Source organism: Paenibacillus sp. 01T443 (assembly GCF_056398325.1).
Genome location: NZ_JBFTPE010000005.1, coordinates 364,501 through 382,767, shown reverse-complemented (window position 1 = coordinate 382,767; position 18,267 = coordinate 364,501). Strand labels below are relative to the sequence as shown.

The window sequence follows — 18,267 nt, the reverse complement described above, 5'->3', positions numbered from 1 at the left end:
GATATAGGCCCACCTCATCTCTGAGGCTTTATTCTCTCACCGTTCGAATATCGCCAGAGCTGCCATCGGCAAGCAGAAAAAGATCAAACTTTACCTGAGCGCCATCACCGACCGGAGACTGCGCCACAACACCTACCTTTATCTCCTCTGGGCAATCCAACCCGAAATACCGGACCAGCTCCCACCGCTTCCCGTCCAGTGAATAGTGGAAGGCGAAGCAGTTTCCAGCCCTTGCAATTCGCAGATACGGCTGAGTGACCTCTACTTTGGCGGAGATACAATCATCCGAGCTGTTCTTGGTCACTACACTGAGAATAGAAGGATAATCCTCAAAAAACTCAAAGCAGAGCTTGGCCCAATGCGTGTCATCGGCCATGACCATCAAGCATCCTGAATCGTACTGCTGCTTCATCTCTACGCTGACTCTGGTGACCACGCTGAAATCGCTTTTGACCTTTGTATACAAAAATGGAGCGGAGGATTTGATAGTTTCCCCTGATGGATCAATAAAAAAATCAGCAGCGGCTGGTGCGGAAACGACTAAAGCCTGGTCGACATCAAACTCCCAATTGTCCGGTTTATTAATCCAGTTTAATTCCGCTTGCAAAGATTGACCGGAGCAGCTATCGAATAAATTCATGTATACACCCCTAGCATGTATGTGATATATCTCTCTTCCATTTTATTTAATTATATGTTTTATTTCAATATTTTTCCTTTACCTAAAAAGTGAGGAACTAAGATTATTATCTACCATTCGATTATATGCTAGACAGGAGCACGAGCAAACTTTAATAGCCCCTCATATGCTAGGAGAAAGGGGGGATTTGGACATTATGAGTTATCGAAGTACATCGATTAAGAGCAAATGGGTAAAAACGAAGTGGCTGCTTAAAAACGCGAATATACGTAAATATGTACCTCATACCTTGCTCTTTAACCGCAGCAATCTCAGCATTATGCTTTCTCGCTATTCTACTGTTTATTTCAAGCCTACCGGCGGCACAGGCGGTTTTAATATAAATCGAATAAAGAAGCTGGGGAATGGCTATCAAGTTCAACACAACGCAAAAAAAACCCGTTATGCAACACTAGACGCTCTCTATGGTCAGCTGAAGAAACGGGCCAAAGGGGGCTCCTATCTGCTGCAGAAGGGCATTCAGCTTGCTACTGCGAATGGCAGGCCGTTTGACATCCGCGTCATGGTTCAAAAATCGAACAACGATGTATGGAAGAGCACTGCGATTTTCACGAAAGTAGGGATGCCGGGCAAAGTCGCGACAAACTACCATCAAGGCGGCGATTTGGGATATTTCCGAAAAACGCTGTCTAAAGCAGGCTTTAGCAAGACTAGCAGCGAGCGCAAGGAAAAAGATCTTAAGAAGCTGGGCAAATCCGTTGGTCAATTATTTGATAAACATAGCAGCGGATTCCGTGAGCTGGGGCTGGACGTAGCCTTAGACAATAAAGGAAACGCTTGGATTCTTGAGGTGAATACAAGACCTCAGTTCTATCCACTGAAGCATATGAAAGACAAAAGCATGTATCGCAGCATTATGGCCTATGCCAAGCAATATGGTAGAAAAAAATAGATAAAAGCCGCCTTATCCAAAGGCGGCTTTTTTTGTCTTGATCAGCATCGTCCCCATAGGAATAAGATGGATTCGGAACATTGGCAAAGGAGTAATTCGTCTGCTGCTTCAAATTTTGTAAAGGAGTTTCATTTAAAGATGACGAAAGTATCCAATATATTTTCTGCTCGCGATGTCGATTCTGTAGCTTATCGTTCGTTGTCTATATAGGAACGAGATTATCGGTTAATTAAGAAGGGGTAATTGCGATTCCAAAATGATTGCGGGAGGAAAAAAAAGATGAGGTTTATGATGATCGTCAAAGCTACCAAGGATTCCGAGGCAGGGGTTATGCCTAGTCAGGAGCTTCTCGAAGCGATGCTTCGATACAACGAAGAATTAGCTAAAGCAGGAGTGCTGCTCGCTGCAGACGGATTACAAGCTAGCTCTAACGGCATTCGGATTTCCTATCCGAATCCTGGAGAGAAGCCGAAAGTAATCGACGGGCCATTCACGGAGGCGAAAGAAATCATAGCTGGATATACGCTAATTGAGGTCAAATCGAGGGAAGAAGCGATCGAATGGGCGATGCGCATGCCGGATCCGCACGGTAACGGCGAAGGCGAAATCGAGCTTCGTCAGGTGATGGAAGCGGAGGATCTGACGCAAAACCCGCAAACGCTGGCGATGGAAGCCGCGCTTCGTGAGCAGATGGAGAGGCCTAAGAAATCGTGAACGATTCCGCAGTCCAGCGTACAATTGATGCCATCTGGCGGATTGAATCGGCCAAGCTAATTGCCGGATTGGCGCGAATGGTGCGCGACGTCGGTCTCGCGGAAGACCTTGCACAGGATGCCCTTGTCATTGCATTGGAACGATGGCCGGATACCGGAATCCCGGATAATCCCGGCGCATGGCTTATGACAACGGCGAAGCGCCGAGCGATCGATTTTATCCGCAGGAGCAGACTGCGCGAGCAGAAATACGAGGAGCTGGGACGAGGAAGCGAATTGTACACCGAGCAAGATATTGATATGGCGATGGATGGGGAGGTGGGCGATGATCTCCTGCGATTAATCTTTACGACATGCCATCCGGCCTTATCTCAGGAAGCGAGAGTAGCGCTGACGCTGCGCTTGCTCGGGGGACTTACGACCGATGAAATCGCACATGCTTTTCTCCTCTCGGAATCAACCATTGCACAGCGGATCGTCCGGGCGAAGCGTACGCTAAGTAACCTGCGGGTTGCCTTCGAGGTTCCTGTGGGTGAAGAACTCAAGGCACGCCTATCGACGGTGCTCGAAGTGGTTTATTTAATGTTTAATGAGGGCTATACGGCGACTTCCGGCGGAAGCTGGTTACGCCCGCTGCTTTGTCAGGAAGCGCTTAGGCTAGGGCGTGTCCTTGCGGAAATTGCACCTGCGGAGCCGGAGGTTCACGGCCTGGTTGCCCTAATGGAAATCCAATCGTCACGGTTCAAAACCAGGGTAAGCGCTTCAGGAGAGCCTATTCTACTTATGAATCAAAACCGCGCATTATGGGATCAATTGCTGATCCGCCGCGGCTTGGCTGCTCTCGAACGTGCGCAGAAGCTCGGGCGTCCGCTCGGTCCTTATGCGCTCCAAGCCGCGATTACTGCGTGCCACGCGAAAGCACGTATTGCAGCCGAGACCGATTGGGCGCGTATTGCGGCGTTATATGAAGCTTTATCACGCGTAATGCCATCGCCTGTCGTAGAATTAAATCGCGCTGTAGCGATCTCCATGGCCTTCGGTCCTGTATACGGCCTTCAAATTGTAGATGAGCTGACCTCTGTGCCGTCGTTGAAGGACTACCATCTGCTGCCGAGTGTGCGCGGAGATCTTCTGGTCAAACTGGGCCGCATCGGCGAAGCTCGCGGTGAATTTGAACGCGCCGCATCGCTGACGCGCAATGCGCGCGAGCGTGAGCTTCTGTTAAAGCGCGCCGCGGAATGCGCTTCAGGTGAATCAGGTAAGCCTCATGAAACAAGTGAATAGCCAGACATAGCTAAACGCAAATGGACAGCAGTCCATTTGCGTTTTTTTAGATAACTTTACTCCGCATGTCGATTATTAGTCCTCCTGTTCGTTGTTTAAGTAGAGGCGGGTTTATATGCATCTCGTACTCATCCAAAATCGGGAGGAAACACCAATGCGATATATGTTAATGGTGAAAGCAACGAAACATTCTGAAGCTGGCGTGAAGCCCAGCCGGGAGTACAATGATGCGATGGCAGCGTACATCGCATCGCTGGCCAGTTCCGGCGTGCTCCTCGCTGTGGAAGAGCTGCAGCCGAGTTCGTGCGGATTGCGGATTACGTATCCGCTGCACGGCGTGATGCCGAAGGTCATGGCTGGGCCTTTTGCGGAGACAAAGAATTTGGTTGCAGGCTATACGCTGATTGATGTGAAATCGGAAGAAGAAGCCATCGAATGGGCGATGCGCATGCCGAATCCAAGTGGATGCTGCGAATATGAAATTGAGCTCCGCCAGCTTTTTGAGAATGAGGGGCTGCTAGGAGCTTCAAAATCAAAGGTCTTGGAAGCCGACCTGAAGGACCAAATTGACATGCTAAATAAAAGTTAAAAATATTTTTCGATGAGCAATATATCACATTTACTCAAAAAAGGAGAAGAATAAATGAATCAAGAAGTAACGGATTTTGTTAGAGCGGTAAAAGAGCCTTGGCAAGGAGAGCTATGCTTCCGCCTGCGCGAGGTTGTTCATGGAGCGATTCCTGGCGTTCAGGAGCGCATCCAATACAAGAAACCACATTTTTTGAATAATGGGAAATACGCAGCCGTTATTTCAACGTCGAAAGACGCGGTCAGCTTTACTATTTTTAACACGAGTGGGCTATCGCTTCCTGAAGGCTTGTTCGATGGTCCGCCGGAAAGAAAAACAATCAAGCTCCGACAAGGGCAATCAGTCGATTGCGACCAACTATCATCGCTTGTCAGCCAGGCAGCCTCGACGTTATAAAATCACTCGGCAGCGGACTTTCTTTCATGGCAAATAGGTCAGCTCGAACGATTGAGTTTCTCATAACAGCTAAGCAATCGAAAAACAGAGCAGAGGAGATGTGATCTCCTTTGCTCTGTTTCTGATTCACTGCTCTTGTTCTGCCAGCTGCAGCAGTTCATCAACTACAATATCCGGCTGATAGCTGTGCACGTAATGGGAGCTGCCTTGCACGATGATTTGCTTGCCGGAAATGGACCATGAAGGAAGTGCGGCTTCGCTGTCCATCCAAGCTTGATCTTTGGACAGCTTGCCGAAATTGTCCGCAGTCAAGACGGTAAGAGGGATGTTTAGGGGTTTCCCTCCCGCCAGCACGGTTTCGGCATTTTCTCGGCTTTGTCGTATTTCATCCCTCATATTGCGGTTCCCAACCTTAAGCAGTGTGGCTTTGCGATTCAATTCCTTCTGTTCCTCCGTCAACAGTTTATCCCCGTTGCTTTGGTCGGCGACCCATTCCGCGAAGCCGTTTATATGATACAACGTTCTTAATATACCCGTTGTTCGGAGTCCGCTGTGTATCCATGGAATCAAAGTAAGCTCCGGACTGGTGCTGTAATATTCCGGACTCCCGCCTTCAATAAGCAGAATTCCCTTCACTTCTTCGGGAAATCGCTGCGCATACCGAATGGCTTCCAGAGAACCCAGAGAGTGGGCTGCAAACACATAAGGAGGTTTCTGTCCAGAGACAAGAAGCAGCTCATGAATTTCGTCGGTAATCGTATCGATATCCCGCGTTCTGTCCGTTATATCGCTGTAGCCGTAACCGAACCGGTCATAGACGGCTATCTTCATATGCTGCTTCAGACCTTCATATAGAGGGGAGAAATCGGCGTAAGGATTGACCGTTCCCCAGCCTGAAGCGAATATGACTGTCGTGTTCCCTTTACCTTCCGTATAGAGATGCATCTTGCTTCCAGCTACTTCATATCGTTTTCCGACAGGTTGGTACGTTTTTCTGTCTTGTACAGAGCCATACCATTGATATGCAGCACCGATACCTGCTAACGCCACAAGTATGACGAGCAGGTATAGCACAATTTTTCGAACACGTCTCCACAAGTTCTTCCGTCTCCCTTCAAGCCATTCGTTACCAGTCTTCCGGCACTTCCTTCTAATGTATAGGAATATACTGGAAGATAAAACCATCTTAAGCAGGGGGAAATACCCCGCCTTTGGTCTGGTCATGCTGTAAGGGGAAAATGCAGCTCAGCGGTTGATACGACTGACACGTTTTTTTGAGAATGGAGTACTTTATTAGCAATAATCTGAGCAGTGTTCATCTCAAAGTAGTAACGCTCGGGAGGGGATCATCTTTAGTTTTCTTATCGCTTGTCTTTCTTCTCTTATAGAAGGATAACATACCCGATGTAACGGCTATGGATAATGCAGAGAAAAGCCCGCTCGTAAGCGAGAATACGGATAAGCTGGTGAGGACGACCATGAGGTCGAATGAAAAGTTGGTTTTACCGGGATTGATGTCGTATCTCTTGTGCAGGTAAACCGCGAGAATCGTTGCACCGCCAAGTGAAGCATCGTTTCGAAACAAGGTGATCAGTCCTGCCCCTATGAATGCCCCGCCGGCAATGGCCCCAATCAGCGGAGGAATTGAGAATGCAGGTAATGCGCCGTCCACAGCGCTAAATAAGGAGAGGAACGCAATCGCTAGAATGGTTTTGACCGTAAAGGATCTGCCCATGTAAAAGTAGGAGAAGATAAAAAACGGAAGATTGATTAAAGCGAAAATATAGTGGAATTGGACATGCAGCAGCGACGATAAGCTTAAAGAGAGTCCCGCTGTACCTCCAGTGACAATCTCCGAATGCTTCAGCATGACCAATCCACTGGCATTCACGAAGCAGCCTATTGCAATATGAAGCCAATTACGTATGTTTTCCTTCATCTTGCTGCCTGACTTCTGTATCATATCGCATGCACCGCCTGCTTAGGTTTGTTAGTTTAAGCATACAAAACGGTGCCGATCGGATATATAATAAACTGAACAAAATTAATGTGAGTGTAGGTAACATTGAACTAAATTACTGCTTCTTATCTGCAAAATGAAGGAGGGCCTGCGACGATGGATCAATTGGATCGATCACTGCTCCAGCTGCTGCAGGAGGATGGGCGAATGACCGTTAGTGAGCTGTCTAAGCGATTGGCTTTAAGTCGTCCTAGTATATCGGAGCGTCTGCTTCGTCTGCAAGAAAGAGGAGTCATCACCGGTTTTGGCGCTCGGGTATCCCCGGCTGCGGTCGGAAGAAACATTCAGTTGATTATTCAAATGAGCGAGATGAAGGTGTTTCCCACGGAATTTGAGAAGCGTATTATGAATGACGATGAAATATTGGAATGCCATCGCGTAACCGGAACGGTCAGTTATATTTTGAAGGCGGCGGTAACGGGGATGGACGCGCTGAGCGAGCTCGTGGAGCGGCTCATGCCTTTCGGCAATGTCAACACATCGGTTATACTTTCTTCTCCAGTGATGAATAGGAGTATACTTCCGAAGGAATAAATATTATTTATCCAGCTCAAGAAGTACAAAAAAGCCGCGCAGGCCCCACAGCCCGCACGGCTTTTTTGTAACCTATCCTATTTTTCACATGCAATGAGGTCTTTGTCACGGTCACTTTTCTTGTTGGCATCGTACAAGGCTTTGGATACAAATGGTTTATATTTCGTTTTTCCGCCCTTATTTTTAACGGATGCGGATTGTGCTACGCCGCCTGAATAGTCTTTGTTTAATTCTGTGCAGTTTTTATAAGTTTTTGCTTCAGACTTCGCACTTGCTTGATTACTGGGAATAACAGGGCTGCTGACCAAGAGGCATGCGGTAATTAGTGCAATGAGCTTTTTTCTCAACATGTCATACTCCTTTATATGTAAATACGGGTTTGATTCTTATTGTATGATACAACAATCACTAGACTTACGCTATAAAGCAGATCAATTGATTTATAGTTGTTTAATGAAGTGCGAGGCTTGGGTATTAGTTGGTAGGTTTTGCAGGCAGTTACAAAGTGTTAAAGCTTGCGATCCGATGACGAGAGGAGGGCTGCGCTATGCCATGGACAAAAGACGAATACCCGGATTCTCTAAAAAACTTTATGGCTCCCATTCGCAATAAAGCGATTGAAATCGCAAATGCTTTAATAGAGGACGGTTATGAAGAGGGCAGGGCCATTGCGATTGCAACGTCTCAGGCCAAAGAATGGGGAGAGAACCGAGACAAGCAGATACGAAAAAAGACACAGTAGGCGGGTAATACCGGTGATAAGGCGGCAGGAGACCCGATCTCTATGGAGAAGCAGCCGGAGATTCAAGTCGAAAAGCTGCTTGATATGAAATAAGAAGGCTTACAATCGTAATTATTCAAGTGGACCATTGCGGGTCCGCTTTTTTGCATATACAATGAGGTTAATGAAAATGATTCTCATTTAAGTAGGTGTATAACGAGTGATGCTGGAAAATCGATTTCGTTAAGCTGATTCGCGAGACGGGCATTGGCAAAAGGTATTTCAACCAGCTGTTTTGGGAACGGACTAGCGCCAGCATCAAGGATAAACTGTCATCGTTGGTAAGATAAGCAGCTGTTCCATTATAGAATTACTATCAACTATCGTGTCCAGTCGATGATTGCGTTACATTTGTAATCGGCCAATGCCGTGTAATTTGTACAAATTTTCATTGCTTTTTGTCCATTGCTCTCCCGATAGAACGAAGTCTACAATGAAATTGAGAATCAATCTCAAATACATGCCCGGGAGGGAAAACATGACGGAATCATTGGAATTATATGATGTAACGATTATTGGCGGCGGTCCTGCTGGGATGTATGCTGCTTTCTATAGCGGGATGAGGGATTTGAAAACGAAGGTGATTGATGCGAACGAAAAGCTTGGCGGGCGTATGCTGATTTATCCAGAGAAAATGATTTGGGATGTTGGGGGAGTTACGCCGGTCCTATGCGAAAAGCTGATTACGCAATTGGAACAGCAAGCACAAACCTTTGATCCGACCATCTTGCTGGGCCAACAAATTTGCGGCATGGAGAAGCAGGATGACGGCACCTATTTGTTAGAGGCGGCTACAGGAGAGAAGCACTGGACACGCACCGTAATATTGGCTATCGGACGCGGTATTTTAAAGATGGCTAAGCTCGAGCTTGAGGGAGCAGAACGGTACGAGGTGACCAATTTGCACTACACGGTGCAGGAACTGGAGCCGTTCCGCGGCAAACGCGTGCTTATCTCTGGCGGGGGGAATTCGGCGGTTGACTGGGCAAATGAGCTGGAGCCGATTGCCGAGCAGGTGACGGTCGTGCATCGGAGAGAGCAATTCGGCGGGCATGAGAAAAATATTTTCAAAATGAAACAATCCTCTGTTGATGTACGGACGCCATATGAGGTTACTCAGCTGTACAGCAGCAACGGAGAGACGATCGAATGCGTGACGGTGACTCATCTGGAGACCGGGCAATCGGAACAGCTATCGGTGGACGCGGTTATCGTGAACCATGGACTGCAATCCGATTTCAGCGGAATTGAGGATTGGGGTCTTAGCATGGACGACTGGAATGTGTTCGTTAATTCCAAGCTGGAATCGAACCTGCCCGGTATATTTGCAGCAGGGGATTTTGCTTGTTATGATAGCAAGCTTAATCTCATAGCCGGAGCATTTACGGATGCGGCGCTAGCCGTTAACAGCGCAAAGCTCTATATGGATCCTGAAGCGCCAAAAGTGGCGTACGTATCCTCACATAATGCGCGTTTTAAGGAGAAGAACAAGGCGCTTGGCGTCGTGGAGGATTAGGGTGAATAGGCCGGGCCCGTTCTCAAGGCGGCTTCCCGGCCTATTCCTTTATTGGTTTGGTTTTTAGCGGGATAGTTGAGCTAGAAGGAAATAATCTCTCCATCGTCAGGAACGATAACGGCATGCTCAAGGTTGCGTTCCTTCAAAAATGCCCGAAGATGCTGGCGTTTAAATGTGCAATGGCTGATTGCATCCATATGAACGGCAATAATTTTCGTGGCTGGCGACAACTGCGCAATGCGAACGATATCCTCCGCGGTCATCGTAATAATTGTCCCTAACAGCATCTGTGCGCGCGGCGTATTCAAGATTGTAATATCCGGTTGATGGGAACGGAACACCTCTTCTATAGCTGGAGTGTAAATGCAGTCCCCGACCAAATAAATGGAACCGTCTGCGGGTGTGCGGATAAGGAATCCGGATACCGGTCCGAGCAGCTTGGCGGCAACGCCCTTGGCATGCTGCCCTTTTATACGTTTCATTTGAATGCCGCACCACGCAAGTGAATCATGAATCACATGTACGTTGCAGAAGCCCGAGGTTTGCAAGAAAGCTTGATCCTCCGGTTGGCAAAACACCGGTGCACTTTTGTTCAGAATAGAGATAGCCCTTTTGTCCAAATGATCAAAATGGCGATGTGTTAGAAGTATCGCGTCCATGTCTTCAAAGAAATGCAATGGAACGGGAAGTGGCGTTAATGGATTTCTGCGAAGGGACCGCGTGAAAGGAACCGGCGGAAGCTCGCCTACATCACTCAACATCGGATCGACAAGTATTTTTTTACCGTTCAAGGTTAAGACCGATGTAGCATTGCGAATATGTTGAATCGAAATAGACATAATGAACATCTCCTAGGTTAATTTAATACCGACCGGTCTGTACTAAATTAACATATTTTTGATAGTGCAGCAAGAGTAATTTTCCATAATTAGAAAATGGATCTTTACCGTATGGGTTGAACTCGAGAAGAGAGTATGCTAATTTAAGACCAATTGGTACTTTTTGAAATGAGGGCTGGATATGGGGAAAGGGCAAGATACGAAAGAACACATTATCAGGCAGTCCGCTGGTTTATTTAATACAAAAGGGTATGCAGGCACTTCGCTGTCCGAAATTATTGAACGCAGTCAGGTCCGTAAAGGCGGCATCTATAATCATTTTGAAAATAAGGATGAAATCGCACTGGCGGCATTTGATTATTCGTTTGCGCAATTAAGGAATCTGCTGGACGAAGCAATGGCAGCATATTCTACCCGAGCGGATAAATTACTGGCCGTATGCGATGTGTATGTAACACTGATCGAGCAGGATGTATGCGAAGGCGGTTGCCCTATTCTTAATACGGCAGTAGAGAACGACGATGGCCATCCGCTGTTAAAGCAAAGGGCACAGCATGCCATGACGGAGCTAATGACGGCTTTGGGAAAAATGATTAGCGAGGGCATCGAGCTGCAAGAATTCCGCAGTGATGTAGATGTGAAAGCCGCATGCAGCGTAATAATTGCTTTGGTCGAGGGCGGGCTTATGCTAAGCAAATTATTCGATGACAGCATTCACATTCGGCATTGTACCGATCAAGTAAGAGCTTATATAAAGGGGACTCTAGCTACTTAGCAGTTGATAGTGAATTGCGGATAAGTGGATTAAAAGGCGCTTTGCATGTTGCGAAGTGCTTTTTATTTGCGTGTGTTGGCTTCTGGGGCCTGCATCTATAAAGTTTCCGACCTTAAAATGTACCGCCGAATATATTAATTTTTAATTCTAGTAAATAGACACACACCGAAATCTATCAATCCTCATAGAATAGAATCAATTCTTAATATAAGGGAGATGATAGGAATGGGAAGCAAAAAAGACAGTAAAAGCTCGGGTAACAAGAGCCGGGGAAGCAAACACTCAGATTGCCGCAGCAGAGGAAGCCATGATAGCGGCGGTAACAAAAGTCATGGAAGCAGTGGCAACAAATGCTGCCATAAAAGCAGCGGTAACAAATGCTGTCATAAGAGCAGCGGCAGCAGCGGCTCAAAGGAACAATCCTGCGGTAAAAACGATCACGTCCATTGCATTCTCACAAAAATCGGAGTAGGCACAGCTAATATTCGCATTCATTTTGATGGAACAAGCCGTACCGGCGTGTTCTTAGGCATAGTCGACGGCTGTGTCGTTATCAATGTGAAGGGTGTTGTAAGCTACGTTAAAATTTCTTCGATAACTTCAGTGGATGTTGGCTTTTCCGTGAAAAAGAAAAAGAAATCCAAATGCAGAAAACGTAGTGTAGGTTATCTTATTAGAACTGCATAGTCGCTTATCTGTTAGGAACAATACAGAGCATCGTGGGACATTGCCTCTAAGTGCTCTGTCTTTTTTTGCTTATTTACCTATCAATTACTTAATTTAGATTTAGCATCCAGAAAGCAGAGCTTTCAAACAGTTAAAAGGTTAAGCAGCAAAAATAGGAGGGGACTGCATTTGGCAGTCCCCTCTTTGGTTTGTAAGTTCTAACCGATTTGCCGTTTTCTCAGCAGCTTCCTGTTAATTTTTTTTAGGACTATATACAAGAAGTGAAAGGCTGGAAGCGGATCATCCATACTCCATATTGCAGGTGCCTTTTTTACAAAATGAGACTTAAAGATTTGAGTGCGGCTCAGCTGCTTGGCCCGAATATAATCTCTCGATGAAAGAATATCCTCGAACAAAAAGCAAAAAACATAACCGGTATCATGGGTAACGGAATGACGCCCGATAGCTTCTCCTGTAAGCTCGCGATATGCGAGCAGCGGGAAATTCACTCCGCATTTTCTGAGAAGAGGATCTAATGTTGTCGTACGCGTATTTATTTCAATTAAATAGAACTTTCCGGTGACAGCATCCTTCTTAAATTCAATTTCGGCAAAGCCTTTATAACCAATAGACTCTAAAAAGGGAGCGCCTATGCGATAAAGCTCCTCTTCGTGCTTTTGCCTTGTGAATGCGGATGCTCCGAAATTAATCGGAAACTGCCGGAGCTTTTGACAGCTTACCCAATGAGTAACTTTGGAGTGTTGATCCAAATAGGCGTCAAACGTATAGACATGGTCATCGAAGCCTGGAATAATGCGCTGAACGATGACTTGAAGATTCGCCTGAGCAGCTTTCTCTAACGCGGCTCTTAGTTCATCCATATTGCTGCATTTGAAAATCTTTAATCTGAATTTGGCAACAAATGCGGGAGAGTCTGTTGGTTTTACGATACATGGAAATCCGATTTGGGAGAGAACCTTGTCTTCAAACCCATCATCCGTTGGCTTTAGAGACTCCGGAACCAACACTTCATGCTTAGATGCCAAGTCATGAAGAAATTCCTTGTCCATAATGCTGCTCCAAAGCCCCTGATTAGTCATATTGATGAGATAGTATGGACTAAGCTCATCTAGGTGGGCATCTATGAATTCTACATAGGGATCTACAGTCGGGAACAAAACAGGCTTCTCATCCTGCTGCTTTGCATACTCAATAAGAAAAGCCAAAAATTCCTGCTCGCTTTCTTTATAGTGCGGGACGATGATTTGTTCGTTCAAATATTTTGATTTTGACGCATAAGTGTTTATCCTGGAGTAATCCATGGCGACCGTGTAGATTTGACGAGAACCAAGAGCCCTTATGATGCTTAGACCAATGTAAAAATTCGAACCAAGGATAACAGCTTTATTTTTCATAAAATGGATCTCGCTTCCGCTTTGTAATGGGCTGAAATTTCATTTGTAAGAAAATGGATTGTCCACTGCATTCGACAGAATCTTGGATAAACCTTTATTCCATAGTGGAAATGGTCTGTATTATTTCTTCCCTTTTTTAAACAAACAAAACGGCGCAGGAATGCTTATGATCACATTCTTGCAACGCACCCAATGCGAATGTTATTTTTTCGTGGTTTTGGGTACTTCTATTTATAGGCGAAGGGAGATGCTCAATCATGTCTGAATACGTTAATCAGCCGTCGGAAATACCTGATGTTAATCCTGGCAACGAACCGGAGATCGAACCGCCTGCCTCACCCGAGATTATACCCGGTCAGCCAGTCCCAGAAATCATTCCACGGACTGAACCGGAGATTAAGCCGGATGTTCTGCCGGAGGTAAGGCCGGAAATACCACCAGAGATACCGCCCAGATAAGTCGATTAGAGATGTAACATGTCCGTATTGAGTGATAATAAGAAGAAAAGACCGGATTTCCCTTTAAAGGAAAAGCCGGTCTTTTTGCAATTAAGAGCTATAAAATACGAGATCCGATGAACCTATTATTTTTCCATTGGATACTTCTACTGGGGTCCCCAGTGATAAATGTAAGGAATCTCCAAAAAATTGATCATAGCGGACGGTATACGTGCCATTCGGAAGATAGCATTTAAATTTTCCGTCCTCTACCCATGCGGAGTATTCTTTTCCCATGTTATAGAACAGTACATAACCGCCAGTCAGCGATTTTCCTTCATTCGTGGTCACAGTGCCTTGAATATTAATAACTGGCTTGGACCATCGCAGATTCGTTTGCGTTTGTCCGTTGCTAACGGAAAAAGCAAGATTAACCTCGAAGTGCTGACGGATCGTGCTGTCATAATAGCTGCTCCACTTATAATTGCCGTCAGGTAAATAAAAGGAGAATGCGCCGCCTGGTGCCACTTGCACGCTGCAGTCATCAGCTTCGGCTGAGCAAATATCAAGGTTTCCATAGACTGTTTTGGACTCTCCTAGGATTTGGCCCTTAACATTTGGAGGGTGCGCGATGATATTCAGCGAAGAGGCATTCCCGCTCTCATCGATCGTAAACGAGTGATAGATATCGTAGTCATTCTTGTGCTCATCATTAATCTCTACATCATCGAAGTTGTAATTGCCAGGCTCAAGAAAGTCGAGATAGCCAATCCCATTGCGGATGTTCACGTAAATGGCACCATGCGATGTATTAAAGCTCACGTCAGCTTTGGCGATCGGCTTGCCTGCCGGATCATGCAGCGTAACCTTGAACCCGAGCTGGGGTGGCGTCAGCTTGTAAAATATGGTTTTCCCCGCCGAGAGCTCAAACGGCTCCTGTACATTCACCGCCTGGCTTCTTCCGGAGTAGGATTCTAGATAGCCTTTGAATTGATAGGTTTTTGGGGCGGCTTTAAAACGATAAAAACCATTCCGTATAGGTGCCTCGTATGTGATTTGTTCAGCTACATCCTCTATTAACACGGTGCCTTGCTGGACAGCCTGGCCGTCTATGTTTTCAACATAGCCATAGATGACGGCTTGGTTTCCTGCGGTGCTCAGCAGCACTTTTTTGGAAGCTGGCTGATACAGCACCTCATAGCCAAGCGCATTGCCGACAAACTGAAGCGGGACATACGTACTGCCTTTGACGATAATCGGCGGTGTGGTTACCATTACGGACTCCCCGTTAATTGTAACCAAGGTTTTGCCTGACTCCATAATGATTTGGGCGTCAGCCCGGTCAATGATAATCTTTTTTTCTGAAAAATTCACTTTGGCGTGCAAATGCTCCATTGCCGCGCGAATGGGAATAAAGACGGTACCATCTTACTATATATTCCACCTAACATTATATCATTCGGATATCCATATTTATCAAGATATATATTTGTTTGGATAGCGCGCCTTGCCTCAATAAATGAAAAAGGAATACCGCTTTTTTTGTCGAAAAATAAACCTATGAATAATATTAGGAAAATATTGCTTATAACGGCCTTGTTCGTCATGGTGCTTACAGGCTTGCGATTATTTTGGGTCATGGTGGTAACCCCGCCACAGCAGGCGCATGCCATACACGGCAAATTGGATTTGCGTGAATGGGATTTTTCTTCAGACCGCGCGGTATCCTTGAACGGCGAATGGGAATTTTACCGCGGCCAATTGCTGCCAGGGGATTCATTATCCGGAATTGAAGCGCTGGGAAATAAACAAATGATTCAGGTTCCCGGCAATTGGAATGATGCCGTCGCGAACGAAAAGAATGCTACGTTTGGTTACGGTTCTTACCGTTTACGGATATTGGTCAGCGCAGACGCGGAGCAAATTTACGGTATTCGGTTACCTACGATTCCGACATCATCAAAGGTTTTCGTAAATGGACGGCTCTTGGCTCATTCGGGACAACCTGCTTCAACGGATGATCAATATAAACCGCGTATCGTTCCATACTCCGCGACCTTCGCCACAAACCGGCAGGAAATTGAAATTATCATTCAGGTGGCAAATTTTGATGACCGCATTGCGGGCGGTATTTATTGGCCTATTAAATTCGGAAGCGATCAGGCCGTCCATAAAGCGACATGGTTATCTGCATCACTGCAATTGTCTGTATGCCTGATTTTGCTAGGGCATGCAATTTATTCCGTTATTTTATATTTCATGGGGGTCCGTCAAAAAGCGCTTATCTATTTTTTCTTAATAACCATTTTTGCAATTGTATCCATTCTTATAGATAACAGCTACTTGTTGATCGTATGGCTTCCTATCAGCTATGAGTGGAACCTCAAGCTTTATTATTTATCCTACTTAGCGATGGCTGTATTTATATTTCAATATACCAAACATCTTTTGCCGGAGATCAATCGTATTTGGGGTCTTCGGACGTATACGGCCCTATGCGCCGTGTACGCATTGACAATTCCTTTTTTGCCGGTCAAGTGGCTGACGTATACGGATTATCTTCATGTGCCACTGGTCATGATTTCATTTTTCGCGGTTCCCTTTATCGCTTTTTTAGCGGCAAGCAGGGGGAATAGGGATGTTGTGTTTATATTGCTCGGCATAAGCGCCGTAACTGTCAATACTCTTTGGGGAATTGTTAAAAACACAGGCTGGATGGAAATGGACTACTATCCATTCGATATGATCGCCGCGTTTATTGCTTTTGCATCGTACTGGTTTAAGCGTTATTTGCGAAACTCCACGCAGACAGCGCAGCTTGCCGAGAAGCTGCTCGAGGAAGATAAGCGAAAAGACCAGTTCTTGGTCCAAACCTCGCATGAACTGCGAAATCCGCTTCACGGAATTCTAAATATCGCCCAGGCGGTACTGAGCAGCGATAATGGAATGGCTGATGCCAAAAATCGGAAAAACATGGACTTGCTCGTCACATTAGGAAAGAGAATGTCTTATTTATTGAATGATTTGCTTGATATTACACGCCTAAAAGAAAATCGGATACGCCTGCAGATGACGGATGTCCGTGTTCAGGCGATTGCATCCGGCGTTTTCGATTTGATTCGATTAATGATAGACAGCAAGCCGGTTCAGTTGGTCAACCGCATTCCGGATTCCTTCCCGCCTGTCATTGCAGATGAAATCGGCTGGTGCAGATCGTATTTAATTTGCTTCACAATGCAGCAAAGTTTACTAATGAAGGATTCATTACAGTAGACGCTCATATTCGTGAAGGGAAGGCGGTCATTCTTGTTTCAGATACGGGTATTGGAATTGAGGAGGGACAGCAGCAGTCGATATTTGAGCCGTACGAGCAAGGCGGCAGCGGAAATGCAGACAATGCCAGCGGACTTGGACTAGGCTTAAGCATATGCAAGCAGCTGGTAGAGCTCCACCAGGGAACACTGGCTGTCAGCTCCATTCCAAACTCCGGATCGGTATTTACCTTTACCTTGCCGATATCGGATTCAGCCGTTCAGCCGAATAATACGCCGGCGTATCACCCGCCGGAGCAGATTGTCCTGCGAGAGGCGGCAGCGGCATATTCAGAATTGCCCGCTGCGACTAGCGCGGAACCGGGCGCAGATCGGCCCCGCATTTTGGCTGTTGATGATGACCCGATTAACTTAAGCGTGCTCGAGAGCGTGCTCTCATCCGAAAGCTATGAGATCATAACGGCTGCCGGTGGCAAAGAAGCACTCGCCTTATTGACAACAAGAGAATGGGATTTGGTGATTACCGATGTTATGATGCCGAATATGTCCGGATATCAATTATCGCAGGCGGTTCGGGAACGGTTTGCGATGGCGGAGCTTCCCATTCTTCTCCTTACTGCGCGCAGCCGTCCAGAGGATATCGAAATAGGCTTCCAAGCCGGGGCGAACGATTATTTAATGAAGCCGGTCGATGCGTTAGAACTGAAATCGCGGGTACGGGCTTTGACGGACAATAAGAAATCATTTCGAGAACGATTGCGCGTGGAGGCGGCTTGGCTTCAGGCTCAAATTCAACCGCATTTTTTATTTAATACGTTAAACTCGATCGGCGCGCTAAGCGAAATCGATATCAATAGAATGCGTGCTTTGCTTGATGTGTTCGGCGATTATTTACGGGCAAGCTTTGACTCAAGGAATCTAGAAAGGTTTGTTCCTTTGGAGCATGAGCTGGAGCTTGTGCGCTCTTATCTATATATCGAGAAGGAACGCTTCGAGGATAGGGTACGAGTTTTCTGGGAGGTTGACGACAATATCGAGCTGGAGCTTCCGCCCCTTACGATTCAGCCGCTTGTAGAGAACGCAATCAAGCATGGTATCTTAAAACGCGCGAAAGGCGGGAATATTCATATTCGAATTTCCGGCCATCAGCATTATGCGGAAATTGTGATTGAGGATGACGGCGTGGGCATAGAAGCGGATAGGCTGGAGAAGCTGTTAATCACCCAAACGAGCTCTAGGCAAGGAATTGGTCTTCGCAATACAGACCGGAGATTGAGGCAGCTATATGGCCAAGGCCTCCACATTCAGAGCGCACCGGGTCACGGCACGAAAATATCTTTTATCATTCCCATTCAAAGCTGAAGCCGCTCATATTACATCATTAACAATTTAGTTCGTTAAATCCGAATATATAAAATAATGAACCGCCAAGGTGCAA

Annotated in this window: 19 protein-coding genes and 1 pseudogene; 13 read left to right on the top strand and 7 right to left on the bottom strand. The window is 46.2% G+C overall.

Annotated features, from left to right (window positions below):
* Positions 1-28 precede the first annotated feature (28 nt).
* A complete protein-coding gene (locus AC1DLI_RS09380; protein WP_477601785.1) occupies positions 29-640 on the bottom strand; it encodes a DUF1349 domain-containing protein in 612 nt (203 codons plus the stop codon).
* 196 nt (positions 641-836) lie between these two features.
* Between AC1DLI_RS09380 and AC1DLI_RS09375 the strand changes: the two genes are divergently transcribed.
* The 5 genes from AC1DLI_RS09375 to AC1DLI_RS09355 all read left to right on the top strand — a co-directional run bounded on the left by AC1DLI_RS09375 (position 837) and on the right by AC1DLI_RS09355 (position 4,574).
* A complete protein-coding gene (locus AC1DLI_RS09375; RefSeq protein WP_477601783.1) occupies positions 837-1,592 on the top strand; it encodes a YheC/YheD family protein in 756 nt (251 codons plus the stop codon).
* A 279-nt stretch (positions 1,593-1,871) separates the two neighbouring features.
* The gene (locus tag AC1DLI_RS09370) at positions 1,872-2,306 is read left to right on the top strand and encodes a YciI family protein (RefSeq protein WP_477601781.1); all 435 of its coding nucleotides are present in this window, start codon (positions 1,872-1,874) and stop codon (positions 2,304-2,306) included.
* Positions 2,303-3,589, top strand: a complete 1,287-nt coding sequence (locus AC1DLI_RS09365; RefSeq protein ID WP_477601779.1) for an RNA polymerase sigma factor — start codon at positions 2,303-2,305, stop codon at positions 3,587-3,589. Before AC1DLI_RS09370 ends, AC1DLI_RS09365 begins: the two co-directional genes overlap by 4 nt.
* A 154-nt stretch (positions 3,590-3,743) precedes the next feature.
* Entirely contained in the window at positions 3,744-4,178 is a 435-nt protein-coding gene (locus AC1DLI_RS09360) for a YciI family protein (RefSeq protein ID WP_477601777.1), read from the top strand.
* Positions 4,179-4,232: 54 nt separating this feature from the next.
* Positions 4,233-4,574: a DUF1801 domain-containing protein gene (locus tag AC1DLI_RS09355; protein ID WP_477601775.1), complete on the top strand. Its 342-nt coding sequence runs from the start codon at positions 4,233-4,235 to the stop codon at positions 4,572-4,574.
* A 126-nt stretch (positions 4,575-4,700) separates the two neighbouring features.
* Here AC1DLI_RS09355 and AC1DLI_RS09350 read toward each other — a convergent pair whose 3' ends face one another.
* Both AC1DLI_RS09350 and AC1DLI_RS09345 read right to left on the bottom strand, forming a co-directional pair.
* Positions 4,701-5,672: an alpha/beta hydrolase gene (locus tag AC1DLI_RS09350; RefSeq protein ID WP_477601773.1), complete on the bottom strand. Its 972-nt coding sequence runs from the start codon at positions 5,670-5,672 to the stop codon at positions 4,701-4,703.
* 217 nt (positions 5,673-5,889) lie between these two features.
* Positions 5,890-6,537: a YitT family protein gene (locus AC1DLI_RS09345; RefSeq protein ID WP_477601771.1), complete on the bottom strand. Its 648-nt coding sequence runs from the start codon at positions 6,535-6,537 to the stop codon at positions 5,890-5,892.
* Positions 6,538-6,690: 153 nt separating this feature from the next.
* Between AC1DLI_RS09345 and AC1DLI_RS09340 the strand changes: the two genes are divergently transcribed.
* The gene (locus tag AC1DLI_RS09340) at positions 6,691-7,128 is read left to right on the top strand and encodes an Lrp/AsnC family transcriptional regulator (protein ID WP_477601769.1); all 438 of its coding nucleotides are present in this window, start codon (positions 6,691-6,693) and stop codon (positions 7,126-7,128) included.
* 77 nt (positions 7,129-7,205) lie between these two features.
* Here the strand turns inward: AC1DLI_RS09340 and AC1DLI_RS09335 are convergent, their stop codons facing one another.
* Positions 7,206-7,475, bottom strand: a complete 270-nt coding sequence (locus AC1DLI_RS09335) for an excalibur calcium-binding domain-containing protein (RefSeq protein ID WP_477602353.1) — start codon at positions 7,473-7,475, stop codon at positions 7,206-7,208.
* Between the two features lie 200 nt (positions 7,476-7,675).
* Here AC1DLI_RS09335 and AC1DLI_RS09330 point away from each other — a divergent pair, with 200 nt between their 5' ends.
* The gene (locus AC1DLI_RS09330; RefSeq protein ID WP_477601767.1) at positions 7,676-7,870 is read left to right on the top strand and encodes a DUF2188 domain-containing protein; all 195 of its coding nucleotides are present in this window, start codon (positions 7,676-7,678) and stop codon (positions 7,868-7,870) included.
* Positions 7,871-8,387: 517 nt separating this feature from the next.
* Complete coding sequence (locus AC1DLI_RS09325) at positions 8,388-9,425, top strand: NAD(P)/FAD-dependent oxidoreductase (RefSeq protein WP_477601765.1); 1,038 nt, start codon at positions 8,388-8,390, stop codon at positions 9,423-9,425.
* An 80-nt stretch (positions 9,426-9,505) separates the two neighbouring features.
* Here the strand turns inward: AC1DLI_RS09325 and AC1DLI_RS09320 are convergent, their stop codons facing one another.
* Positions 9,506-10,264, bottom strand: coding sequence for an MBL fold metallo-hydrolase (locus tag AC1DLI_RS09320; protein WP_477601763.1), 759 nt, complete (start codon positions 10,262-10,264; stop codon positions 9,506-9,508).
* Positions 10,265-10,445: 181 nt separating this feature from the next.
* On the opposite strand from AC1DLI_RS09320, the gene AC1DLI_RS09315 reads away from it, so the two are divergent.
* Together AC1DLI_RS09315 and AC1DLI_RS09310 are read left to right on the top strand one after the other, a co-directional pair.
* Entirely contained in the window at positions 10,446-11,039 is a 594-nt protein-coding gene (locus AC1DLI_RS09315; protein ID WP_477601761.1) for a TetR/AcrR family transcriptional regulator, read from the top strand.
* 225 nt (positions 11,040-11,264) lie between these two features.
* Positions 11,265-11,726: a hypothetical protein gene (locus tag AC1DLI_RS09310; RefSeq protein WP_477601759.1), complete on the top strand. Its 462-nt coding sequence runs from the start codon at positions 11,265-11,267 to the stop codon at positions 11,724-11,726.
* A 197-nt stretch (positions 11,727-11,923) separates the two neighbouring features.
* Here the strand turns inward: AC1DLI_RS09310 and AC1DLI_RS09305 are convergent, their stop codons facing one another.
* Positions 11,924-13,120 (bottom strand): carboxylate--amine ligase, encoded by a 1,197-nt coding sequence (locus tag AC1DLI_RS09305; protein WP_477601757.1) that lies wholly within the window; start codon positions 13,118-13,120, stop codon positions 11,924-11,926.
* Between the two features lie 257 nt (positions 13,121-13,377).
* On the opposite strand from AC1DLI_RS09305, the gene AC1DLI_RS09300 reads away from it, so the two are divergent.
* Positions 13,378-13,578: a hypothetical protein gene (locus AC1DLI_RS09300; protein ID WP_477601755.1), complete on the top strand. Its 201-nt coding sequence runs from the start codon at positions 13,378-13,380 to the stop codon at positions 13,576-13,578.
* Between the two features lie 90 nt (positions 13,579-13,668).
* Here the strand turns inward: AC1DLI_RS09300 and AC1DLI_RS09295 are convergent.
* Positions 13,669-14,973: pseudogene (locus AC1DLI_RS09295) on the bottom strand (copper amine oxidase N-terminal domain-containing protein); the annotation flags it as partial.
* A 126-nt stretch (positions 14,974-15,099) separates the two neighbouring features.
* Between AC1DLI_RS09295 and AC1DLI_RS09290 the strand changes: the two are divergent.
* Together AC1DLI_RS09290 and AC1DLI_RS09285 are read left to right on the top strand one after the other, a co-directional pair.
* Positions 15,100-16,830, top strand: a complete 1,731-nt coding sequence (locus AC1DLI_RS09290) for a sensor histidine kinase (RefSeq protein ID WP_477601753.1) — start codon at positions 15,100-15,102, stop codon at positions 16,828-16,830.
* Complete coding sequence (locus tag AC1DLI_RS09285; protein ID WP_477601751.1) at positions 16,764-18,191, top strand: sensor histidine kinase; 1,428 nt, start codon at positions 16,764-16,766, stop codon at positions 18,189-18,191. The genes AC1DLI_RS09290 and AC1DLI_RS09285 overlap by 67 nt, the downstream gene beginning before the upstream one ends.
* The last annotated feature ends 76 nt before the right edge of the window (positions 18,192-18,267 follow it).

Coding starts and splice junctions, on each gene's coding strand:
- AC1DLI_RS09380 (WP_477601785.1), bottom strand. CDS start 640: ATGAATTTATTCGATAGCTGCTCCGGTCAATCTTTGCAAGCGGAATTA.
- AC1DLI_RS09375 (WP_477601783.1), top strand. CDS start 837: ATGAGTTATCGAAGTACATCGATTAAGAGCAAATGGGTAAAAACGAAG.
- AC1DLI_RS09370 (WP_477601781.1), top strand. CDS start 1,872: ATGAGGTTTATGATGATCGTCAAAGCTACCAAGGATTCCGAGGCAGGG.
- AC1DLI_RS09360 (WP_477601777.1), top strand. CDS start 3,744: ATGCGATATATGTTAATGGTGAAAGCAACGAAACATTCTGAAGCTGGC.
- AC1DLI_RS09355 (WP_477601775.1), top strand. CDS start 4,233: ATGAATCAAGAAGTAACGGATTTTGTTAGAGCGGTAAAAGAGCCTTGG.
- AC1DLI_RS09345 (WP_477601771.1), bottom strand. CDS start 6,537: ATGATACAGAAGTCAGGCAGCAAGATGAAGGAAAACATACGTAATTGG.
- AC1DLI_RS09340 (WP_477601769.1), top strand. CDS start 6,691: ATGGATCAATTGGATCGATCACTGCTCCAGCTGCTGCAGGAGGATGGG.
- AC1DLI_RS09330 (WP_477601767.1), top strand. CDS start 7,676: ATGCCATGGACAAAAGACGAATACCCGGATTCTCTAAAAAACTTTATG.
- AC1DLI_RS09325 (WP_477601765.1), top strand. CDS start 8,388: ATGACGGAATCATTGGAATTATATGATGTAACGATTATTGGCGGCGGT.
- AC1DLI_RS09320 (WP_477601763.1), bottom strand. CDS start 10,264: ATGTCTATTTCGATTCAACATATTCGCAATGCTACATCGGTCTTAACC.
- AC1DLI_RS09315 (WP_477601761.1), top strand. CDS start 10,446: ATGGGGAAAGGGCAAGATACGAAAGAACACATTATCAGGCAGTCCGCT.
- AC1DLI_RS09310 (WP_477601759.1), top strand. CDS start 11,265: ATGGGAAGCAAAAAAGACAGTAAAAGCTCGGGTAACAAGAGCCGGGGA.
- AC1DLI_RS09305 (WP_477601757.1), bottom strand. CDS start 13,120: ATGAAAAATAAAGCTGTTATCCTTGGTTCGAATTTTTACATTGGTCTA.
- AC1DLI_RS09300 (WP_477601755.1), top strand. CDS start 13,378: ATGTCTGAATACGTTAATCAGCCGTCGGAAATACCTGATGTTAATCCT.